Consider the following 18,451-nt stretch of genomic DNA (forward strand, 5'->3'; position numbering starts at 1 on the left):
TCAGGTGGTATGGCTAGGCGTTGATTTGGGTGACGCCAGGGTCGGGCTCGCATTGTCCGACCCTGAGCTCACCTTTGCCCATCCCTATGGCAACATCCAGGCATACGGCGATTCGTTCCGTGCGCTGGATGACGTCATTACTGTCATCGAGGACGAAGCGGTGGACCACATTGTGGTGGGACTGCCGCTTCAACTTGACGGCACCGAAGGAAAAAGCGCGAAGAAGGCTCGCCGTTGGAGCGCGAACCTGGAAAAGCGCATGCGCAACTTGATGGATGAACACGATTTCGCGTTGTACCACATTCCTCAGGTAACATTATTGGATGAACGGCTGACCACGGTCAGCGCGCATCGGCAATTGCTGGAAGCGCAACTCGGGTCCCGCCGTCATCGTCCGGTGGTCGATCAGCAATCCGCTGTCGTGATATTGCAGACCGCGCTGGACGGCGCCATGAAAGTGTGAGGAGAGAGCTAGTGTCAGATGACCTCGCCGATTTTTTCGAGGAGAACACCCATTGGGTCGACTCCAAAGGCAACACCACGTCGGTAAAGCCCCCCAGACCGCCGAAATCACGGCGGGAAATGCGCCGTCGGCGCAATGTCCGCCGCCGCAAGACCATCATCGTGCTGACCATGGTCGTCGCGGTGCTCGTCGTGGTCATAGCCGGCGGGTTCTTCGGAGTCAGGGCGTTGCGCGCCATCAGGGACCGCAACGACGGCGACACCTACTCCGTGCAGGACTACAGCGGTCAGGGATACGGGTCCGTGGAGTTCACCGTCTCGCAGGGCGAGAGCCCGTCCAGCATCGCCAAGCGTCTCGTCGAGGCCGAAGTGGTCAAGTCCGCGGACGCGTTCACCGGTGTCTCATCGGGTATGACGCTGTATCCGGGCACCTATCAGCTGCGCAAGCACATGCCCGCGTCGTCCGTGGCGGCGATCCTGTCCGATCAGAGCAAGGCGGAGGGCTTCCTCGACGTCAACGCGGGGGAGCGGGTGTCCGACGTCATCAAGAAGGCCGCGGCGCTCAGCGAGATCGACGAATCCGAATTCCAGAAGATCATCGACGCCAAAGGCGAGGGAATACTGCCCGCGGAAGCCGGCGGCAACTTCGAGGGATGGCTGGAACCCGGCAAGTACGACGTCAAGGGACTCGGCTCCGCGCAGAAGATCCTGAAGACCATCGTCGACAAGCGCGTCTCCAAGCTCAACGAGATGCACGTGCCCACCGGCAGCGAGCGGCAGCGGCTGCTGATCATCGCCTCCATCGCGGAGGCCGAGGTCAATTCGCCCGATTACTACGGCAAGGTGACCCGCGTCATCCTCAACCGTCTCGACCGCGACATGACGCTGGGCATGGATTCGACCACCGCGTACGGTCTGGGCATCAACGGCACGCAGCTGACCAACGCGCAGCTCAACGACTCGTCGAACAAATACAACACGCGCGTCAACAAGGGACTCACCCCCACGCCCATCAGCAATCCGGGAGACAGCGCCATCCAGGCGGCGATGAACCCGGAGCAGGGCGACTGGCTGTATTTCGTCACTGTGAACCTGAGTACCGGCGAGACGAAATTCACCACCGGCTCCGTCGAGGAGCAGAACGCGCAGTTCGAGCAGTACGTCAAGGAATACAAGGACAACAACAAGAGCGCGAACTAAAGCAGCGTCGTCGCGATGACCGCGACCACCGCCGCGCAGACGATCGCGGGTGCGAACGGGACCTTGCCCGCATGGTCGGATCGGCGCTGGGGATCGAACCTTAGCCACAGCGCCATCCATGCCAATCCCAGCAGACCCATGGCCAGCCACCAGACCACCACGGCGGTCAGCCCGGCCATCCCCACGGCCAGGCCCATGGCCAGCGTGCAGGTCACGTCGCCGAACCCCATCGATCCGGGCTTGACCATCGACAGCCCGGCCTGCAGCACGGCACTGAGCACGGCGAACAGAGGGGCCTGCACCAGCAGGAACATCGTGTTCGCCATGACGGCGACGATGATGACCGCCACCAGCTGTGCCAGGCACCCGATGGCGATCCACAGGCGCGGCACGCGCCGGCGCCGAATGTCCTCGACGCTCACGGCGATACCACATATCAAGCTGGGAAGGTATGCAAGGTAGGTCATGACATAAGATATAGCGAAGTTACCGATTGAATCAAAGGAGCATGGCATGTTGCGCTGGCAGACGGCGGGGGAATCACACGGCGAGGCGCTGGTCGCGATGATCGAGGGGCTGCCTGCGGGCGTTCGGGTCACCAGCGATGACGTCGTCGATGCATTGGCGAGACGGCGCCTGGGATACGGGCGCGGCGCGCGCATGAAGTTCGAGCAGGATAAGGTGCGTCTGCTCACCGGCGTGCGTTTCGGCGAGACCCTGGGATCACCGGTGGCCATCGAGATCGCGAACACCGAATGGCCGAAATGGACCGAGGTGATGAGCGCGGATCCACTCGACCACGATCTGCCGCGTGAGGGGCGCAACGCCCCGCTGAGCAGGCCGCGGCCGGGACACGCCGACCTCACCGGCATGCGCAAATACGGGTTCGACGACGCGAGACCCGTGCTGGAGCGCTCCAGCGCGCGCGAGACCGCGTCCCGCGTGGCGCTGGGCGCGGTCGCCGCGCGGTTCCTTGAGCAGGCGTTCGGCATTCGCACCGTGTCGCATGTGATCTCCATCGGAGGGGCGGGCGTCGAGGACGCCGATGACGCAGCGTTGCCGACCCCCGACGACGTCGAAGCGCTGGACGCATCCCCGGTGCGTACGCTGGACAAGGCGGCCGAGGAGAGGATGATCGCGCGCATCGACGAGATCAAGTCCACCGCCGATACCGTCGGCGGCGTGATCGAAGTGCTCGCATACGGCGTGCCCGCCGGCATCGGCACCTACGTCGAATCGGATCGCCGGCTCGACGCTGCCTTGGCCTCGGCGGTCATGGGCATCCAGGCCATCAAGGGCGTGGAGATCGGCGACGGGTTCCTGGAGGCCGTGCGCCCCGGATCGCAGGCGCATGACGAGATGGTCCCCGGCGCAGATGGGCGCATCACGCGACTGACCAACCGTGCGGGCGGCATCGAAGGGGGCATGTCGAACGGCCAGCCGATTCGCGTACGGGCCGCGATGAAGCCGATCCCCTCGATTCCGCGCGCCCTTCGCACGGTCGACGTCACCGACGGCGAGGCCGCATCCGCCATCAACCAGCGTTCCGACACCACGGCCGTGCCTGCGGCCTCCGTCGTGGCCGAGGCCATGGTCCGGCTCACCCTGGCGCGATACGCCCTTGACAAGTTCGGCGGAGACAGCGTAGCGGAGACGCGCCGCAACTTCGAGCAGTACGTCGCCTCCTGGCCGGAGCACATGCGCTGACGGCGCGGTAACGTCATCCGCAACGAACCGTACGTCCTGAACCAAGGGAGAGAAACCATGCCCACTCGACCAGTCGCCGTCATCATCGGTATGATGGGCGCCGGGAAGACCCGTGTCGGCAAGGAGGTCGCGCAGCTGATGTCGCTGCCGTTCGCGGATGCCGACGTCGAAATCGAGCACGAGGTCGGCATGCGCATCCCCGAATATTTCGAGCGTCACGGCGAACCCGCGTTCCGTGAGGTCGAATCCGAGGTCATCGCCGGGATGCTGCACGGGTTCGGAGGCGTCTTCGCCCTGGGCGGCGGCGCTCCGATGACGCCCGCGGTGCAGGACGATCTCAAGGAATACATCGAGGACGGCGGCAAGGTCGTGTATCTCATGGCCGACCCGCGCGAGGCCATGGAACGGGCCCATCGCGGTGGCGGCCGTCCGATGCTGCAGGGGGACGCCGATGCCCGCTGGAAGAAGCTGTACCGCCAGCGCGACCCAGTGTACTACCGGGTGGCGAACGTCCATGTCGAAACATACGGGCAGACGCCGCTCGCCGCGGCGAGGAAGATGATGGATATGATTACCGAACGAACGGTTCATGTGACCGGCGCGACCATCGAGGATTATGACGTGAGCATCGGGGAAGGGGCGATGAACCACCTCTCCGAGGTGCTGGGGCCGAAGCCGGTCCGGATAGCCCTGATCCACACGCAGCCGGTGCAGCGTCATTCCGACCGTGCCCGCACGCTGCTGCGACAAGGCGGCTACCAGGTGTCGGACATCGTGATCCCCGACGCCGAAGCGGGCAAGACGATCGAGGTCGCCAACGGCATCTGGCAGCGGCTCGGCGACGAGGGCTTCACACGCTCCGACGCCGTGGTGGGCGTCGGCGGAGGCGCCGCCACGGATCTGGCCGGTTTCGTGGCCGCCACATGGATGCGCGGCGTGCGGTACGTCAATTGCCCCACGTCGCTGCTCGCCATGGTGGACGCCTCTACGGGCGGCAAGACCGGCATCAACACGCCGCAGGGCAAGAACCTCGTCGGGTCGTTCTACACGCCTGCCGGCGTGCTCGCCGACCTCAAGACACTCGTCTCGCTGCCCAACGACATCTTCATCGAAGGGCTGGGCGAGGTCGCCAAATCGGGATTCATCAAGGACCCCGAAATCCTGCACATCCTTGAAGAGCATGCGGCCGAACTTCGCGCATTCGACGGGGCTACGTTCCTTGGCAGCGGTCTGGAGAACGTGGTCGCCGAGCTGATCGAGCGCACGGTCCGGGTCAAGGCGTACCACGTCTCCGCGGACCTCAAGGAAGCGGGCCTGCGTGAATTCCTCAACTACGGCCATACACTCGCCCACGCCATCGAAAAACTTGAGCATTTCCGCTGGCGCCACGGCAACGCGGTCGCGGTCGGATGCGTGTATGCGGCGGAATTGGGTCATCTGCTGGGCTATATCGACCAGGATCTGGTCGATTATCACCGCTCTCTGCTTGGCTCGCTCGGTCTGCCGACCTCATGGAACGGCGGCACGTTCGACGAAGTGCTGGCGCTGATGCACCGCGACAAGAAGGCTCGTGGCAACAAGCTGCGGTTCGTCGTGCTCGATTCGATCGGCCATCCGGTGCATCTGGACGATCCGCCGGCGGACGCGGTCGAGGAGGCGTTCAGACGTATCCAGGCGTGACGACGCCGGACCGGTCTCCACATGACCGGTCCGAGTCGTGTTTTCGCCCACCCCAGCAATATCAATCATCAGCCAAAGGAAAGTGCATCATGACCAAGGTGATAGTCGTCAACGGACCGAATCTGGGCCGCCTCGGAGTGCGTCAGCCGGACGTCTACGGTAGGCAGGATCTTGAGACGCTGCGCACGCAATGCTCCCAGTGGGGCGCCGCGCTCGGGCTGAAGGTCGAGGTGCGCCAGACCGACGACGAGGCCGAGATGGTGCGCTGGATGCATCAGGCCGTCGACGAGCAGACCCCGGTGGTGATGAACCCGGCCGCATTCACGCATTACTCGTACGCGCTGGCCGACGCCGCGCACATGGTGGGCGATGCCGGACTGCCGCTGATGGAGGTGCACATCTCCAATCCCTCCGCCCGTGATGAGTTCCGCAAGCGTTCGGTCATCAGCCCGGTCGCCACCGGCACCATCACGGGAATGGGATTCTACGGTTACAAGCTTGCGCTGGACGCCATCGCTCATCTCGTCGACTGATCCGCAGGCGTAGGATCGTTTCAACGGGTGGTCATCATCGCTTGGGCGCTTGTGCGTCGGGCGTGCTGCGCCTAGTGTGGTGTCCATGAACGATGAGGCGAATCTCTCTATCGTCGTCGCATTGGCCCGCTGGTTGGCCCTGATCGGCGTGCTGGTTTGGGCTTTGACGTCCAAGGACGGCGACGGCAAGGGCACCGAAACGTCGCAGACGACGAACGGCGGTTCGAACAACAAGAACAACGATGGCTACATCGAGGTTCCGCGCGGCGACTCGAACGGAAACTCCGGCGACGACTCCTATGATTCGTACGGTGATTCTTACGATTCGACGGGCTGCTGATCCGCGTCGAGCGGGGTGTCGGCCGGCTCGACGCGGCTGACCGCGTTCGACCGGTAGATTGTGTGACGGGCATCATCCCTGACGGCGCATGCCGTCTTCGGTATGATGCCCGGTCCATTTGAGCACCGCCTGGACGCGGTTTTCGGCGTTGAGCTTCTGCATGGATGACTGCGCGTGCTTGCGCACGGTGGCCGCTTTAATGCCGAGCCGTTTCGCTATCGATAAGTCAGTCAGCCCACGCGACATAAGATCGAGCACCTGCACTTCGCGGTTGGAGACCAGGTCAGCCCGTTTCGGCGTCTCATGCGCGAGCTGGTCGAATGAGGCACGGGCGTCAACGAACCCGAAATCACCGTAAACGCCTCCGCCAAGTACCGTCGCCAAGCCTTCGAGTATTTCCTGCTCGTCGTTCTTGCTGACCAGTCCTTGGGCGCCGGCCTGCGCCACGTCGAATCCGAACGTCTCCTTGGCGAACGAGGTCATGGCCAGAAGCTTCACCATGCTGTCGCGTCGGCGGATACGACGGCATACCATGACGCCCGACATGGATTCCATCGACAGGTCGACCAGAACCAGATCTGGCCTCGTCCGGGCGTCCAGCGTCAGGCTCACGGCGCGCGGCCCGTCGATGACCGACCAGGCTATGCGCAGTCCAGGTGTCATTTCGAGAACGAGACGCTCCCGCGAATCCAATGACCGCCTGTCATCATCAACCATGCCGATTGTCCCAGTCAGGTCATCGAAAATCCCCATACAATCACATACCTCATCATATGCTTTCAGGTTTTTCCCCCATAGTAACCCCCTTGTATACCCCCGTCAAAATCAACGGGTGTTGCATCCATGCCCCCATGTTTGATGCCAGGATATGAGGGTGCATTGTTGCTGTAAGCCTCATCCCGCCAAAGTCCCATTTGATGGTGTCGGTATGGGACTTTGGCGGGATGATGCAGAGGCCGTTGTTCGTGTGGCATGGCGGGATATGAGGCTATTGGGACGATTCCGTAACAGCCTTTGAAGTTCCGTGCCGATTGCGTGTGTGAACGTCACGAGGGGAATCGTCGTTGCCGGGATCGTCGGCATGAAGCCCATATATCGGGATCGATCGTCTTGCGGTGCATCCTGCGGTTCCAAGGCCTCCGACGGGCAGACTGGTGTCGTGTAGCAGGCCGGCACCGAGCCGCAGCGTCTCTGCGTCAGAGCTCTGGCGGATGGGCAAGTCAGTCGATATGGTCGGAATCAGTATCCTGCCGATGACCGTGCCCGAATCTCCGGAGCCGTTCTGTTGCTCGGCATCCGGTTGCCCGAGATCGTATTGCCCTGAATCAATGAGCCTCCGGTTGTATGCCTGTGCTTCGTCAACCGTCATTCCGGTTTCGTTCGTCATGCTGGTTTCGTTTCGAGGCGACGATTGCATGGAGGACGCGGTTCTCCATGCCGTGTCGCCGACGATATCGAATCCGGTCACTGTACCGCCGGCATGCCTGACATCGTCATATCGGCCGATGCGCGTCACCGTGAACGCATGACCCGCAAGCGTGAGATTCTCCCCGGCGCGAAGCGTGATGCCGCTCGTCGCTGCATGCGCGGGCTCCGAGCGCAACGCGCTGATGGACATGACCTGCGGCAACATGGCCAACGCCGCCATGACCGCGACCGCCGCAGCCCGCAGTCCGAGACGGCCGGCGAGCCGTTGCGCGGGCGGCGGCCCGATCATGCCGCACCGGAATCCGTCATAGGCAGATGATACAGTGAAATTCCATGGTTAGAAGACAACATGGCAATTCTCAAGAACACATCACCAAGCACATTTTCGTTACCGGTGGCGTGGTCTCATCCCTCGGAAAAGGCCTGACCGCCTCCTCACTCGGTCGTCTGCTGCGCAGCCGCGGCATCCATGTGCTGCAGCAGAAGCTCGACCCATACATCAACGTCGACCCGGGCACCATGAACCCGTTCCAGCACGGCGAGGTCTATGTGACCGAAGACGGTGCCGAGACCGATCTCGACATCGGCCACTACGAGCGCTTCCTCGACGTGTTCCTCTCCCAGAAGGCCAACGTCACCACCGGGCAGATTTATCAGGAGGTGCTGCGCAAGGAACGCGCGGGGGAGTACCTCGGCCAGTGCGTGCAGGTCATCCCGCACATCACCAACGAGATCAAGTCCCGCATGCGCGCCCAGGCGAGCGATGATGTCGACGTGATCATCACCGAAATCGGCGGCACGGTCGGCGACATCGAATCCCAGCCGTTCCTGGAGGCGGCCCGTGAGGTGCGTCGCGACCTCGGCGCCGAGAACTGCATGTTCGTGCACGTCTCCCTGGTGCCCTACATCTCCGCCGCGCACGAGCTCAAGACCAAGCCGACCCAGCACTCCGTGATGATGCTGCGCCAGCTCGGCATTTCCCCGGATGCGCTGGTGCTGCGTTCCGACCGCCCGCTCAACAAGTCCATCAAGGACAAGATCTCCCTGATGTGCGACGTGGATGAGGAGGGCGTGGTCAACTGCGTGGACGCGCCGAGCATCTACGACGTGCCGCGCATCCTGTTCGACGAGGGCCTTGACGCCTACGTGGTGCGCGAGCTGGGGCTGCCGTTCCACGACGTCGACTGGGACGAGTGGGCTGACCTGCTGGAGCGCGTGCACCACCCCAAGCACGAGGTCAACGTGGCGATCGTCGGCAAGTACATCGACCTGCCGGACGCCTACCTGTCCGTCACCGAGGCCATCAAGGCCGGCGGCTTCGCCAACTGGGCCAAGGTCAACGTCAAGTGGGTCGCCGCCGACAAGTGCGAGACCGAGGAGGGCGCGGCCGCCGCGCTTGACCAGGTCGACGGCATCGTCATCCCCGGCGGTTTCGGCATCCGCGGCATCGACGGCAAGATCGGCGCGCTCAAGTACGCGCGCGAAAACAAGCTGCCTGCTCTCGGTCTGTGCCTCGGTCTGCAGTCCATGGTCATCGAATACTCTCGCCACGTGCTGGGCATCGAGGACGCGAACTCCTCCGAGTTCGAGCCCGACTGCTCCAACCCGGTCATCGCCACGATGGAGGAGCAGAAGGACATCGTCGCCGGCCACGGCGACATGGGCCACACCATGCGTCTGGGCAGCTACCCGGCCGAGCTGGAGGAGGACTCCCTCGTTGCGCAGCTGTACGGCACCACGCATGTCACCGAGCGTCACCGCCACCGCTATGAGGTGAACGTGGCCTACAAGGATCGCCTGCGCGAGGGGGGCCTGCGCATTTCCGGTCAGAGCCCGGACGGCGAGCTCACCGAGTTCGTCGAGCTGCCGCAGGATGTGCACCCGTTCTATGTCGGCACCCAGGCTCACCCGGAGTTCAAGTCCCGCCCGACCAAGCCCCACCCCCTGTTCGCGGGGCTCGTCAAGGCCGCGCTGGATCATCAGGAAGCCCGTCAGGCCTGAGCGTGTGGCTTTAAGAGTAGACTGATACGTGACGATGGGGATGCCCGAAAGGGCATCCCCATCGTTGTTTAGTGCGGGTCCGGCGATCATTGCGAAGAAATCGCAATATAAGCAAGCTCACGTTTTGCGCTAAGCCAACATGCGGGTCTGCTGTGGAGTTCGCCGTGAGGTTCTGCTAACTTAACGTAGGAACTATGTGATGAATAGGAGGCAGCGTCAAGGTGAGCGACACCCAGCAGGCGCCCAACGCCGCGTCCGACGTGGAGATGAGCCAGTATGTGGCCGATCGCCAGCGTGTGGACGAAGAGAAACTCAAAAAGGATGACGAGATCATCCAGCAATTCGGTGATTACACCTATGGCTGGCATGATTCCGACGCGGCCGGCGAGGCCGCGAAGCGCGGCATCGATGAACAGGTCGTGCGTGACATCAGCGCGGACAAGGGCGAGCCGCAGTGGATGCTCGACATGCGTCTGCGCGGATTCAAGGCGTTCCTTGAGAAGCCGATGCCCGATTGGGGCGTGGACCTGAGCGGATTCAACGCCGACGACTTCAAGTACTACGTCAAGCCGATCGAGAAGCAGGCGAAGTCGTGGGAGGAGCTGCCGGACGACATCCGCTCCACCTACGACCGACTGGGCATCCCCGAGGCCGAGAAAAGCCGTCTGGTCTCCGGCGTGGCCGCGCAGTACGAGTCCGAAGTGATTTACAACTCCATCCAGAAGGACCTCGCCGACCAGGGCGTGATCTTCGTGGACACCGACACCGCCGTGCGCGAATACCCCGACCTGGTGAAGAAGTACTTCGGCACCGTCGTGAGCCCCGAAGACAACAAGTTCGGCGCCCTCAACACTGCCGCATGGTCCGGTGGCTCGTTCGTGTACGTGCCGAAGGGCGTGCACGTGGATATCCCGCTACAGGCCTACTTCCGCATCAACACGCCGGCCATGGGCCAGTTCGAGCGTACGCTGATCATCGCCGACGAAGGCTCCTACGTGCACTACGTCGAGGGCTGCACCGCCCCGATCTGGTCCGAGGACTCGCTGCACGCCGCCATCGTCGAGATCATCGTCGAGAAGCATGCGCGCGTGCGCTACACCACCGTGCAGAACTGGTCGAACAACGTCTACAACCTCGTCACCCAGCGCGCCTACGTGCGCGAGGGCGGCACGATGGAATGGGTTGACGGCAACATCGGCTCCAAGGCCACGATGAAGTACCCGGCGTGCATTCTCGCCGAGCCGTACGCCAAGGCCGAGACCATGTCCCTCGGCTTCGCCGGCAAGGGCCAGTATCAGGACACCGGCGCGAAGATGATTCATCTCGCTCCGCACACCAGCTCCACGATCGTCGCCAAGTCGATTTCGCGCGGCGGTGGCCGCTCCGCGTACCGCGGACTGGTCAAGATCGTCGACGGAGCCGAAGGCTCGTCGAACTCCACCGTGTGCGACGCCCTGCTGGTGGACGACTTCAGCCGTTCCGACACGTACCCGCATGTGGACGTGCGTGAGGACGACGTGACGATGGCCCACGAGGCCACGGTCTCCAAGGTCTCCGAGGATCAGCTGTTCTATCTGATGAGCCGCGGCCTTGAGGAGAAGGAGGCCATGGGCATGATCGTGCGTGGCTTCGTCGAGCCGATCAGCCGCGAGCTGCCGATGGAGTACGCGCTCGAACTGAACCGTTTGGTCGAACTGCAGATGGAAGGATCGGTGGGCTGATTCCCATGGCATCGAACAATACTGAAATCACCATTCCCGTCGCGGATCCGAACGACCCGTACGCGGTGCCGGCGGCCATGCCGTCGAGCGCCGACAGGGAGCCGCGCTCGTTCGATGTGAACGATTTCGCCGCGCCGGAGCGCAAGCAGGACGATTGGCGCTACACGCCGCTCGACCGCATCGGAGAGTTCTTCGACGTGTTCAAGCCGAGCGGGGAGACGACCATCGCGATCAGTTACGCCGATGGCACCGCGGTCGACGAAAAGCACGTGGCCGTCAGCCAGTGCGCCCTTGGCGAAGGAGTCTCCGGCACGGTCTCCAAGCCCAGCGATCGGGCGGCCGCCGTCGAGTGGAATTCCGGGCGTACCGCAACGGTGATCGAGCTGTCGGGCGAGATCGCCCAGCCGGTGCTGGTCAACGTGATCGGCAGCGGCGACGACCTCGATGCCCTGCATCTGGTCATCTCGACGGCCGATGAGGCCCACGCCGACGTCATCGTCGAGCACCACGGTCTGGCCCGTCTCGCCGAAGGCGTGGAAATCGTCACCGGCAAGAACTCCCACGTCTCCACCACCTTCGTGCAGGAGTGGGAGAAGGGCTCCAAGCACGTCGGCAACCAGCGCATCCACGTCGGCGAGGGCGCATCCCTGCGCCACTCCGTCGTCACACTCGGCGGCGACGTGGTCCGTATCCGCATGGATCAGGACTTCGGCGGCGAGCAGGGCGACCTCAACATGCTCGGCATCTACTTCGTCGACCCCGGCGAGCACATCGAACACCGCACGATGGTGGTGCACAACCATCCCGAGTGCAAGTCCCGTGTGGTCTACAAGGGCGCGCTCGACGGCAAGGACGCGCACTCCACCTGGGTGGGCAATGCGCTGATCGCGCCGACAGCGCCGGGCACCGACTCGTATGAGCTCAACCGCAACCTCGTGCTCACCCCGGGCGCGATCGCCGATTCGGAGCCGAACCTCGAAATCGAGAATGGCAACATCATCGGCGCCGGACACGCGAGCTCCGTGGGCCGTTTCGACGACGAGGAACTGTTCTATCTGCAGTCGCGAGGTATCCCCGAAACGGAGGCCCGCAAGCTCGTCGTACGCGGGTTCTTCGGAGAACTCGTCGAAGAGATCGGCGTGCCATTCATCGCCGAACACCTGATGAACGTAATCGACCGCCGCCTCGCCCGCGGCGAAAGCGACGCCATGAAAGCCGTATTGGAGGATAAGTAACGATGGCCGAACAGCACACTCTCGAAATCAAGGACCTCTACGCATCCGTGGAGACCAAGGAGGGTCGCAAGCAGATCCTCAAAGGCGTGAACCTCACTGTGCATTCCGGCGAGACCCACGCGATCATGGGCCCCAACGGCTCAGGCAAGTCCACGCTCGCCTACACGCTGGCCGGCCACCCCAAGTACGAGGTCGACTCGGGCGAGGCGCTGCTCGACGGCGTCGACATCCTCAAGCAGACCCCCGACCTGCGCGCCAAGGAAGGACTCTTCCTCGCCATGCAGTACCCGGTCGAGGTTCCTGGCGTGTCGATGACCAACTTCCTGCGCACCGCCAAGACCGAGGTCGACGGCAAGGCCCCCGCCATCCGCACCTGGACCAAGGAGCTCGGCGCCGCGATGAAGAAGCTGCGCATGGACCCGAAGTTCGCGTCGCGTTCCGTCAACGAAGGTTTCTCCGGCGGCGAGAAGAAGCGCGCCGAAGTGCTCCAGCTCGAACTGCTCAAGCCGAAGTTCGCCATCATGGACGAGACCGATTCCGGCCTCGACGTGGACGCCCTGCGCATCGTGTCCGAAGGCGTGAACCGCGCCAAGGAGAGCACCGGACTGGGCATCCTGATGGTCACGCACTACACGCGCATCCTCAAGTACATCAAGCCCGACATCGTGCATGTGTTCGCAGACGGCCACTTCGTCAAGACCGGCGGTCCCGAGCTTGCCGACGAACTCGAAGAGACCGGCTACGACAAGTACCTGCCCGAAGGCTCCGACTCCGAATCGGCTCTGGCCTGATTTCTTCGTTTTGTTGCGTTTGAGGTGTGGTCGCATTGTCTGGGGGTGTACTATTCCCGACCGTAAGCTTGGCCCGAGCGGCCTGGAGCGATTCCGGGAACAGGACATCCCTGCACCCCGCGGCCACCGCCGGAAGCATGATCCACCGCTGGAAGCGGCGAGCGAATAAGCGGATAACTGAAAAACGACATATCGGCAGGACATTGAATCTAAGGGGAACAATGGTTGATTTTACGGCGATTCGGGCGCAGTTCCCGATTCTGGATCAGCAGATCCACGGGCATCCGCTCGTCTATCTGGATTCCGCGGCCACCTCGCAGAAGCCGCAGTGCGTGATCGATGCGGAGAGCGAGTTCTACCGCACGATCAACGCCGGCGTGCACCGCGGGGCGCATGAGCTGGCGGCCCGCAGCACCATGGCGTTCGAGGACGCCCGCGCGAAGGTCGCCCGCCTGGTCGGAGCCAACGCCGAGGAGGGCAACGAGGAGATCGTCGTCACCGCCGGGGCCACCGCGGGACTGAATCTTCTTGCCACCGCGTTCGGCAACGCGAGTCTGGGCCGTGGGGGAGAGGCGGCGAAACGGTTCGCTCTCAAGCCCGGCGACGAGATCGTCGTATCCAAGGCCGAGCACCATTCCGTGCTGCTGCCGTTCCAGGAGCTGGCATACCACACCGGTGCCACGCTCAAATGGTTCGATCTGACCGAAGACGGCCGCATCCGCTCGGATACCGCCGATGAGGTGATCACGGAACACACCAAGGTCGTCGCTATCACGCACGTGGGCAACACCACGGGCGCCATCACCGACATCGCGCCCATCATCCGCCGTGCCCATGAGGTCGGCGCGATCTTCATCCTTGACGCATGCCAGTCGGTGCCTCACCTCAAGGTCGACTTCCACGCGCTTGACGTCGATTTCGCCGCGTGGAGCGCCCACAAGATGTACGGTCCCACCGGGGTGGGATTCCTGTACGGGCGCCGTGAGCTGTTGGAGGCCCTGCCGCCGGCGAACTTCGGCGGTTCCATGGTCGAGCTCGCGTGGATGGACCAGCCCGCGCAGTACATGGTGCCTCCGGCCCGTTTCGAGGCCGGTACGCAGCCGGTCGCCCAGGTGGTCGCAGCCGGTGTGGCCGCCGAATGGATGATGAACGTGGGGCTTGAGAACATCGAGGCGCATGAGCGCACGATCGCCGCCGAACTGCTCAAGATGGGCGACATCGACGGCGTGCGGATTCTCGGGCCGCGCGAGAACGTGAACCGCATCGGCACGGTGGCGTTCGACGTTGCGGGCGTACACCCGCATGACGTCGGGCAGTTCATCGACGCGCAAGGCATCGCCATCCGCGTCGGCCATCACTGCGCCCAGCCGGTGCACCGCCACTTCGGTCTGTATGCGTCGAACCGCGCATCCTCCGGCGTGTACAACAGCGTCGACGACGCTCACGCCCTGGTCGAGGCCGTGGCGAAGGTCCGTCCGTTCTTCGGACTGTGATACGTGTCGCGTTTACGCCGTTTGCGTATGACTCCCACGGGATACTGTCACGGCATGTGGCATAATATCCACGGAATCTCACGCGGACGGCGTTTCGCGTGTTCGTGAATGATATCCGAGCGCTATCGAGCGCTATACATGGGAAGGGATTGACCGATGGGTGATTTCGGCATGAGCGGCGACGATCTTGAGCAGATGTATCAGGAAGTGATTCTTGAGGCCGCGCGTGACCCGCATGGTCGCGAGCATTTCGCGACGGACGTGTCCAAGGAACAGGGCTCCGCGCCGGCCGACACGACCGTGCGCGCCAGCCACGAATACTGCACGCCGGGCGAATCCCACCAGTTCAACCCCACTTGCGGTGACGAGGCGACGGTTCACGCCGAGGTCTCCGACAGCGAGCCGCACACCATCGAGCGTCTGGTGTGGGACGGCCACGGCTGCTCGATCTCGCAGGCGAGCCTGTCCGTCATGGTTGACCTGTGCGCTGGCAAGACCGTCGACGAGGCGATGGAGCTGTTCCGCGACTTCCATGAGCTCATGGAGTCGCGCGGCGCTGGATTGCAGGACGAGGCCAAGGAGGAGAAGCTGGAGGACGCCGTGGTGTTCCAGGGCGTGTCCAAGTACCCGATGCGCATCAAGTGCGCGCTGCTTGGCTGGGAGGGCATGCGCGACTCCGTCGCCAAGGCGCTGGCGGCGAAATAAACGGTCACCGCACTGCCATGAGAGCGGTCCGAGTTGTACTCTTGATTTAACGGTTTCGCGATTAACGACTGGAGAGATATGAGCGACAATCTGGTTCCTGAGCCGCAGGCTTCCGTGTTCGATTCGGTGAGCAAGGTTCTGGGCGACGAGGAGGCGGCGCGCCGCGTGATGGCGAACCCGCAGCTTGCGGCTGGGTTCCCCAACGGCCGTCCTGCCCCCAAAAGCGATGGCGGCGTCGAGATGTGCGCGTGCGGCCGCCATCCGAAGAGCGAGTGCGAGGATGGCGAGCACAGCAGCGAGGATGACATTCCGCTCAAGGCCATCGACGATATCGGCCGTGCCACCGCCGAGGATGTGAAGGAGGCCCTGCATCAGGTCATCGACCCGGAGCTGGGCATCGACGTCATCGACCTCGGTCTGGTCTACGGCATCGAGATCGATGAGCTTGGCCGCGCGATCATCACGATGACGCTGACGACGCCCGCATGCCCGCTGACCGACCTCATCGAGGACGAGTGCGCGAGCACGCTGGCGGGTCTTGTGGAGGAGTTCCGCATCGACTGGACGTGGCAGCCTCGCTGGACGATGGACAAGATCACGTCCGAGGGGCGCGAGCAGCTGGCCGCGCTCGGTTTCAATTTCGACAACATGCCGAAGTACTGACCTCATGTGTGTCTGCGGCTTCTCTGTACAGCCGAAGACACGTGAACGAAGACACGTGAATATAGTTGAGGGGGTTTGCCGCGAATCCGGCAAACCCCCTCAACGTATATCCGAGCCGATCAGTCGTCCACGATGGTGCCCTTCGGCACGACGGTGATGCCTTCCGGCGTCACGGTGAAGCCGCGGGCGAGGTCCTTCTCGGTGTCGATGCCGACCGTGGAGTTCTCGGTCAGCACAACGTTCTTGTCGAGAATCGCCTTGTACACGCGGGCGCGACGGTTGACGATGACGCCGTCGAACAGCACGGAGTCGACCACCTGGGCCCACGAATGGATGCGCACGTTCGGCGACAGCACGGAATGATGCACCTCGCCGCCCGAGACGATGACGCCGGGGGAGACGATGGAGTCGGTCGCGTGGCCGAGACGATCGCGGCCGGCATGCACGAACTTCGCGGGGGGCAGCGTGCCCGAGTTCGTGTAGATGGGCCATGCCTGGTTGTAGAGGTTGAACTCCGGCACGTAGGCGATCAGGTCCATGTGAGCGTCATAGAACTGCTTGATCGTACCCACGTCGCGCCAGTAGGCGTGGTCGGTCGGCGTGGAGCCTGGAATGACGTTGGAGTTGAAGTCGTACACGCCGGCCTCGCCGCGCGAGGCGAAGTACGGCGCGATGTCGCCGCCCATGTCGTGCTTGGTGTCCGCGGCCTTCTCGTCCTTGGCGAGCGCATCGAACAGCGCGTCCGTGTTGGCGACGTAGTTGCCCATCGAAGCGAGGAACGAATTCGGGTCGTCGGGCAGGCCTTCGGTCGTCGCCGGCTTCTCCTGGAATTCGCGGATCATGTTGGGGTGGTTCGGGTCAACGTTGATCACGCCGAACTGGTTGGACTCCTCAAGCGGCTGGCGGATGCCTGCCACGGTGAACTCCGCACCCGATTCGATGTGCTGCTCGACCATCTGGCCGAAGTCCATGCGGTAGACGTGGTCGGCGCCGACGATGACCACGATGTCGGGCTGGACGTCCTCGATGATGTTGATGGTCTGATAGATCGCGTCGGCCGACCCGAGATACCAGTGCTTGCCCAGACGCTGCTGTGCGGGCACAGGGGAGACATAGTTGCCGAGCAACGACGAGAAACGCCACATCTGCGAGATGTGACGGTCAAGGGAATGCGACTTGTACTGGGTCAGCACAATGATATGGCGGTAATCCGAATTCACCAGGTTGCTCAAGGGGAAGTCGATCAGTCTGAATACGCCGCCGAACGGTACGGCCGGCTTTGCACGGTCACGTGTCAGCGGCATGAGGCGCGTGCCTTCGCCGCCTGCCAGGACGATGGAGAGAATCTTCTGCTTGTTCTTCGCCATCTGAGTGCTCCTCTCGTTGTTCACAGCGTCTGATGACACCGTCTGCCTGTCCGCCCCTGCTTCGTTGCCGGAGCCTACAGAAACAATAATTGCACATTTCCCCGTGAGTGCAAGGAAATGGCGTTGCGCGTCATGAAAAAGTCATGAAAAATATCCGATCTGTTCTTATTGTTCCGCGCGCTTCGGGGATGTCGCGTAGAAGGCGACGGCGCTGGACGCGGCGACGTTGAGGCTGTCGACGCCGTGGGACATCGGGATTTTCACGGTCAGGTCTGCGCCCGCGATGGTGTGACGTGACAGGCCGTCGCCTTCCGTGCCGAAGATCAGCGCCAGTTTGTCGATGTGGTCCGCGGATTCGGGACTGTTGTTCAGCCGGCGTGTCAGCTCGTCCAGCGATATCGAGTCGTCGCTCAGCGCCATCGCCACCGTGGTGAATCCCAGCGAGCGCAGTTCCTCCAGTCCTCGGCGCGGCCAGAAATGCTTGTCGTCGCCTCCGATGCGCGTCCACGGTATCTGGAAGACGGTGCCCATGGACACGCGCGCGGCGCGCCGGTACAGCGGGTCGCCGCACGACGGGGTGACCAGCACCGCGTCGACATCCAACGCGGCCGCCGAGCGCATCAGTGCGCCCACGTTGGTGTGGTCGACGATGTTCTCCATGACCGCCACGCGGCGAGCGTCGCGGCATGTCTCCTCGACGCTTGGCAGCGGCCAGCGCCGCATCGCCGAAAGCGCCCCTCGGTGGAGGCGGTATCCGGTGAGCTGGCGCAGTTGCTCGGGGGAGGCCACGTATACGGGGATGTCCGTTCCCCACCGTTTGTCGACGACGTCGAAGGTCTGTGACATGCCTTCGATCCACGGCTCTTCGACCAGCAGCGAGATCGGTTCGCGGCCCGCGGCGAGCGCGCGGTCGATGACCTTGGGCGATTCGGCGATGAACAGGCCACGCTCGGGTTCGAGCCGGTTGCGCAGCTGGATTTCGGTGAGATTCGTGTATGCGGCAACCCGCTCGTCGTCGATGGAGTCGATGGTGATGAATTGCATGGGCGTGCCTCGGGTTCTCATGTCGTCGTACCGTCGTCGGCCCGATTGCGCGCGGCCGTCTGCGCATACGGTATGTATATA

18 protein-coding genes are annotated in these 18,451 nt (G+C 63.2%); 13 read left to right on the plus strand and 5 right to left on the minus strand.

The features are described 5' to 3' along the window. Window positions 1-4: 4 nt before the first annotated feature. Both ruvX and mltG read left to right on the plus strand, forming a co-directional pair. On the plus strand, window positions 5-463 hold the full coding sequence (ruvX, locus tag MMB49_RS04280) for a Holliday junction resolvase RuvX (RefSeq protein WP_003812865.1): 459 nt from the start codon (window positions 5-7) through the stop codon (window positions 461-463). Window positions 464-474: 11 nt separating this feature from the next. Further along, window positions 475-1,662 carry an endolytic transglycosylase MltG gene (mltG, locus tag MMB49_RS04285; RefSeq protein ID WP_003812867.1) on the plus strand — a complete coding sequence of 396 codons (1,188 nt, stop codon included), beginning with the start codon at window positions 475-477 and terminating at the stop codon, window positions 1,660-1,662. On the opposite strand, the gene MMB49_RS04290 is transcribed toward mltG, so the two are convergent. Further along, on the minus strand, window positions 1,659-2,129 hold the full coding sequence (locus tag MMB49_RS04290; protein WP_047272091.1) for a prepilin peptidase: 471 nt from the start codon (window positions 2,127-2,129) through the stop codon (window positions 1,659-1,661). The two genes, mltG and MMB49_RS04290, sit on opposite strands and share 4 nt — an antisense overlap. A 46-nt stretch (window positions 2,130-2,175) precedes the next feature. Here MMB49_RS04290 and aroC point away from each other — a divergent pair, with 46 nt between their 5' ends. The 4 genes from aroC to MMB49_RS04310 all read left to right on the plus strand — a co-directional run bounded on the left by aroC (window position 2,176) and on the right by MMB49_RS04310 (window position 5,922). Continuing rightward, the gene (gene aroC / locus MMB49_RS04295; protein ID WP_003816938.1) at window positions 2,176-3,369 is read left to right on the plus strand and encodes a chorismate synthase; all 1,194 of its coding nucleotides are present in this window, start codon (window positions 2,176-2,178) and stop codon (window positions 3,367-3,369) included. Between the two features lie 57 nt (window positions 3,370-3,426). Continuing rightward, entirely contained in the window at window positions 3,427-5,049 is a 1,623-nt protein-coding gene (locus tag MMB49_RS04300; RefSeq protein WP_003819294.1) for a bifunctional shikimate kinase/3-dehydroquinate synthase, read from the plus strand. Window positions 5,050-5,138: 89 nt separating this feature from the next. After that, window positions 5,139-5,582 carry a type II 3-dehydroquinate dehydratase gene (gene aroQ, locus MMB49_RS04305; RefSeq protein ID WP_014760151.1) on the plus strand — a complete coding sequence of 148 codons (444 nt, stop codon included), beginning with the start codon at window positions 5,139-5,141 and terminating at the stop codon, window positions 5,580-5,582. Between the two features lie 85 nt (window positions 5,583-5,667). Continuing rightward, window positions 5,668-5,922 carry a hypothetical protein gene (locus MMB49_RS04310; RefSeq protein ID WP_013363409.1) on the plus strand — a complete coding sequence of 85 codons (255 nt, stop codon included), beginning with the start codon at window positions 5,668-5,670 and terminating at the stop codon, window positions 5,920-5,922. A gap of 72 nt (window positions 5,923-5,994) precedes the next feature. Here MMB49_RS04310 and MMB49_RS04315 read toward each other — a convergent pair whose 3' ends face one another. Together MMB49_RS04315 and MMB49_RS04320 are read right to left on the minus strand one after the other, a co-directional pair. Beyond that, entirely contained in the window at window positions 5,995-6,639 is a 645-nt protein-coding gene (locus MMB49_RS04315) for a response regulator (RefSeq protein ID WP_229941019.1), read from the minus strand. A gap of 271 nt (window positions 6,640-6,910) precedes the next feature. Continuing rightward, window positions 6,911-7,639 (minus strand): sortase, encoded by a 729-nt coding sequence (locus tag MMB49_RS04320; protein ID WP_047272093.1) that lies wholly within the window; start codon window positions 7,637-7,639, stop codon window positions 6,911-6,913. A gap of 44 nt (window positions 7,640-7,683) precedes the next feature. Here MMB49_RS04320 and MMB49_RS04325 point away from each other — a divergent pair, with 44 nt between their 5' ends. The 7 genes from MMB49_RS04325 to MMB49_RS04355 all read left to right on the plus strand — a co-directional run bounded on the left by MMB49_RS04325 (window position 7,684) and on the right by MMB49_RS04355 (window position 15,959). Continuing rightward, complete coding sequence (locus tag MMB49_RS04325; RefSeq protein ID WP_047272095.1) at window positions 7,684-9,351, plus strand: CTP synthase; 1,668 nt, start codon at window positions 7,684-7,686, stop codon at window positions 9,349-9,351. 266 nt (window positions 9,352-9,617) lie between these two features. Next, window positions 9,618-11,072 carry a Fe-S cluster assembly protein SufB gene (gene sufB / locus MMB49_RS04330; protein ID WP_192829137.1) on the plus strand — a complete coding sequence of 485 codons (1,455 nt, stop codon included), beginning with the start codon at window positions 9,618-9,620 and terminating at the stop codon, window positions 11,070-11,072. 5 nt (window positions 11,073-11,077) lie between these two features. Continuing rightward, the gene (sufD, locus tag MMB49_RS04335) at window positions 11,078-12,307 is read left to right on the plus strand and encodes a Fe-S cluster assembly protein SufD (protein WP_014760154.1); all 1,230 of its coding nucleotides are present in this window, start codon (window positions 11,078-11,080) and stop codon (window positions 12,305-12,307) included. A gap of 2 nt (window positions 12,308-12,309) precedes the next feature. Next, on the plus strand, window positions 12,310-13,098 hold the full coding sequence (gene sufC, locus MMB49_RS04340; RefSeq protein WP_003812885.1) for a Fe-S cluster assembly ATPase SufC: 789 nt from the start codon (window positions 12,310-12,312) through the stop codon (window positions 13,096-13,098). Between the two features lie 221 nt (window positions 13,099-13,319). Further along, window positions 13,320-14,591: a SufS family cysteine desulfurase gene (locus tag MMB49_RS04345; protein WP_047272100.1), complete on the plus strand. Its 1,272-nt coding sequence runs from the start codon at window positions 13,320-13,322 to the stop codon at window positions 14,589-14,591. A 156-nt stretch (window positions 14,592-14,747) separates the two neighbouring features. Beyond that, window positions 14,748-15,296, plus strand: coding sequence for a Fe-S cluster assembly sulfur transfer protein SufU (sufU, locus tag MMB49_RS04350; RefSeq protein ID WP_003816902.1), 549 nt, complete (start codon window positions 14,748-14,750; stop codon window positions 15,294-15,296). Between the two features lie 78 nt (window positions 15,297-15,374). After that, window positions 15,375-15,959 carry a metal-sulfur cluster assembly factor gene (locus MMB49_RS04355; protein ID WP_047272102.1) on the plus strand — a complete coding sequence of 195 codons (585 nt, stop codon included), beginning with the start codon at window positions 15,375-15,377 and terminating at the stop codon, window positions 15,957-15,959. A 119-nt stretch (window positions 15,960-16,078) separates the two neighbouring features. On the opposite strand, the gene glgC is transcribed toward MMB49_RS04355, so the two are convergent. Both glgC and MMB49_RS04365 read right to left on the minus strand, forming a co-directional pair. Continuing rightward, a complete protein-coding gene (gene glgC, locus MMB49_RS04360; RefSeq protein ID WP_256211209.1) occupies window positions 16,079-17,350 on the minus strand; it encodes a glucose-1-phosphate adenylyltransferase in 1,272 nt (423 codons plus the stop codon). 141 nt (window positions 17,351-17,491) lie between these two features. Then, the gene (locus MMB49_RS04365) at window positions 17,492-18,370 is read right to left on the minus strand and encodes a TrmH family RNA methyltransferase (RefSeq protein WP_003812896.1); all 879 of its coding nucleotides are present in this window, start codon (window positions 18,368-18,370) and stop codon (window positions 17,492-17,494) included. Between the last annotated feature and the right edge of the window lie 81 nt (window positions 18,371-18,451).

This window comes from Bifidobacterium sp. SKU, from assembly GCF_026016405.1.
Taxonomy (GTDB): Bacteria; Actinomycetota; Actinomycetes; order Actinomycetales; family Bifidobacteriaceae; genus Bifidobacterium; species Bifidobacterium bifidum.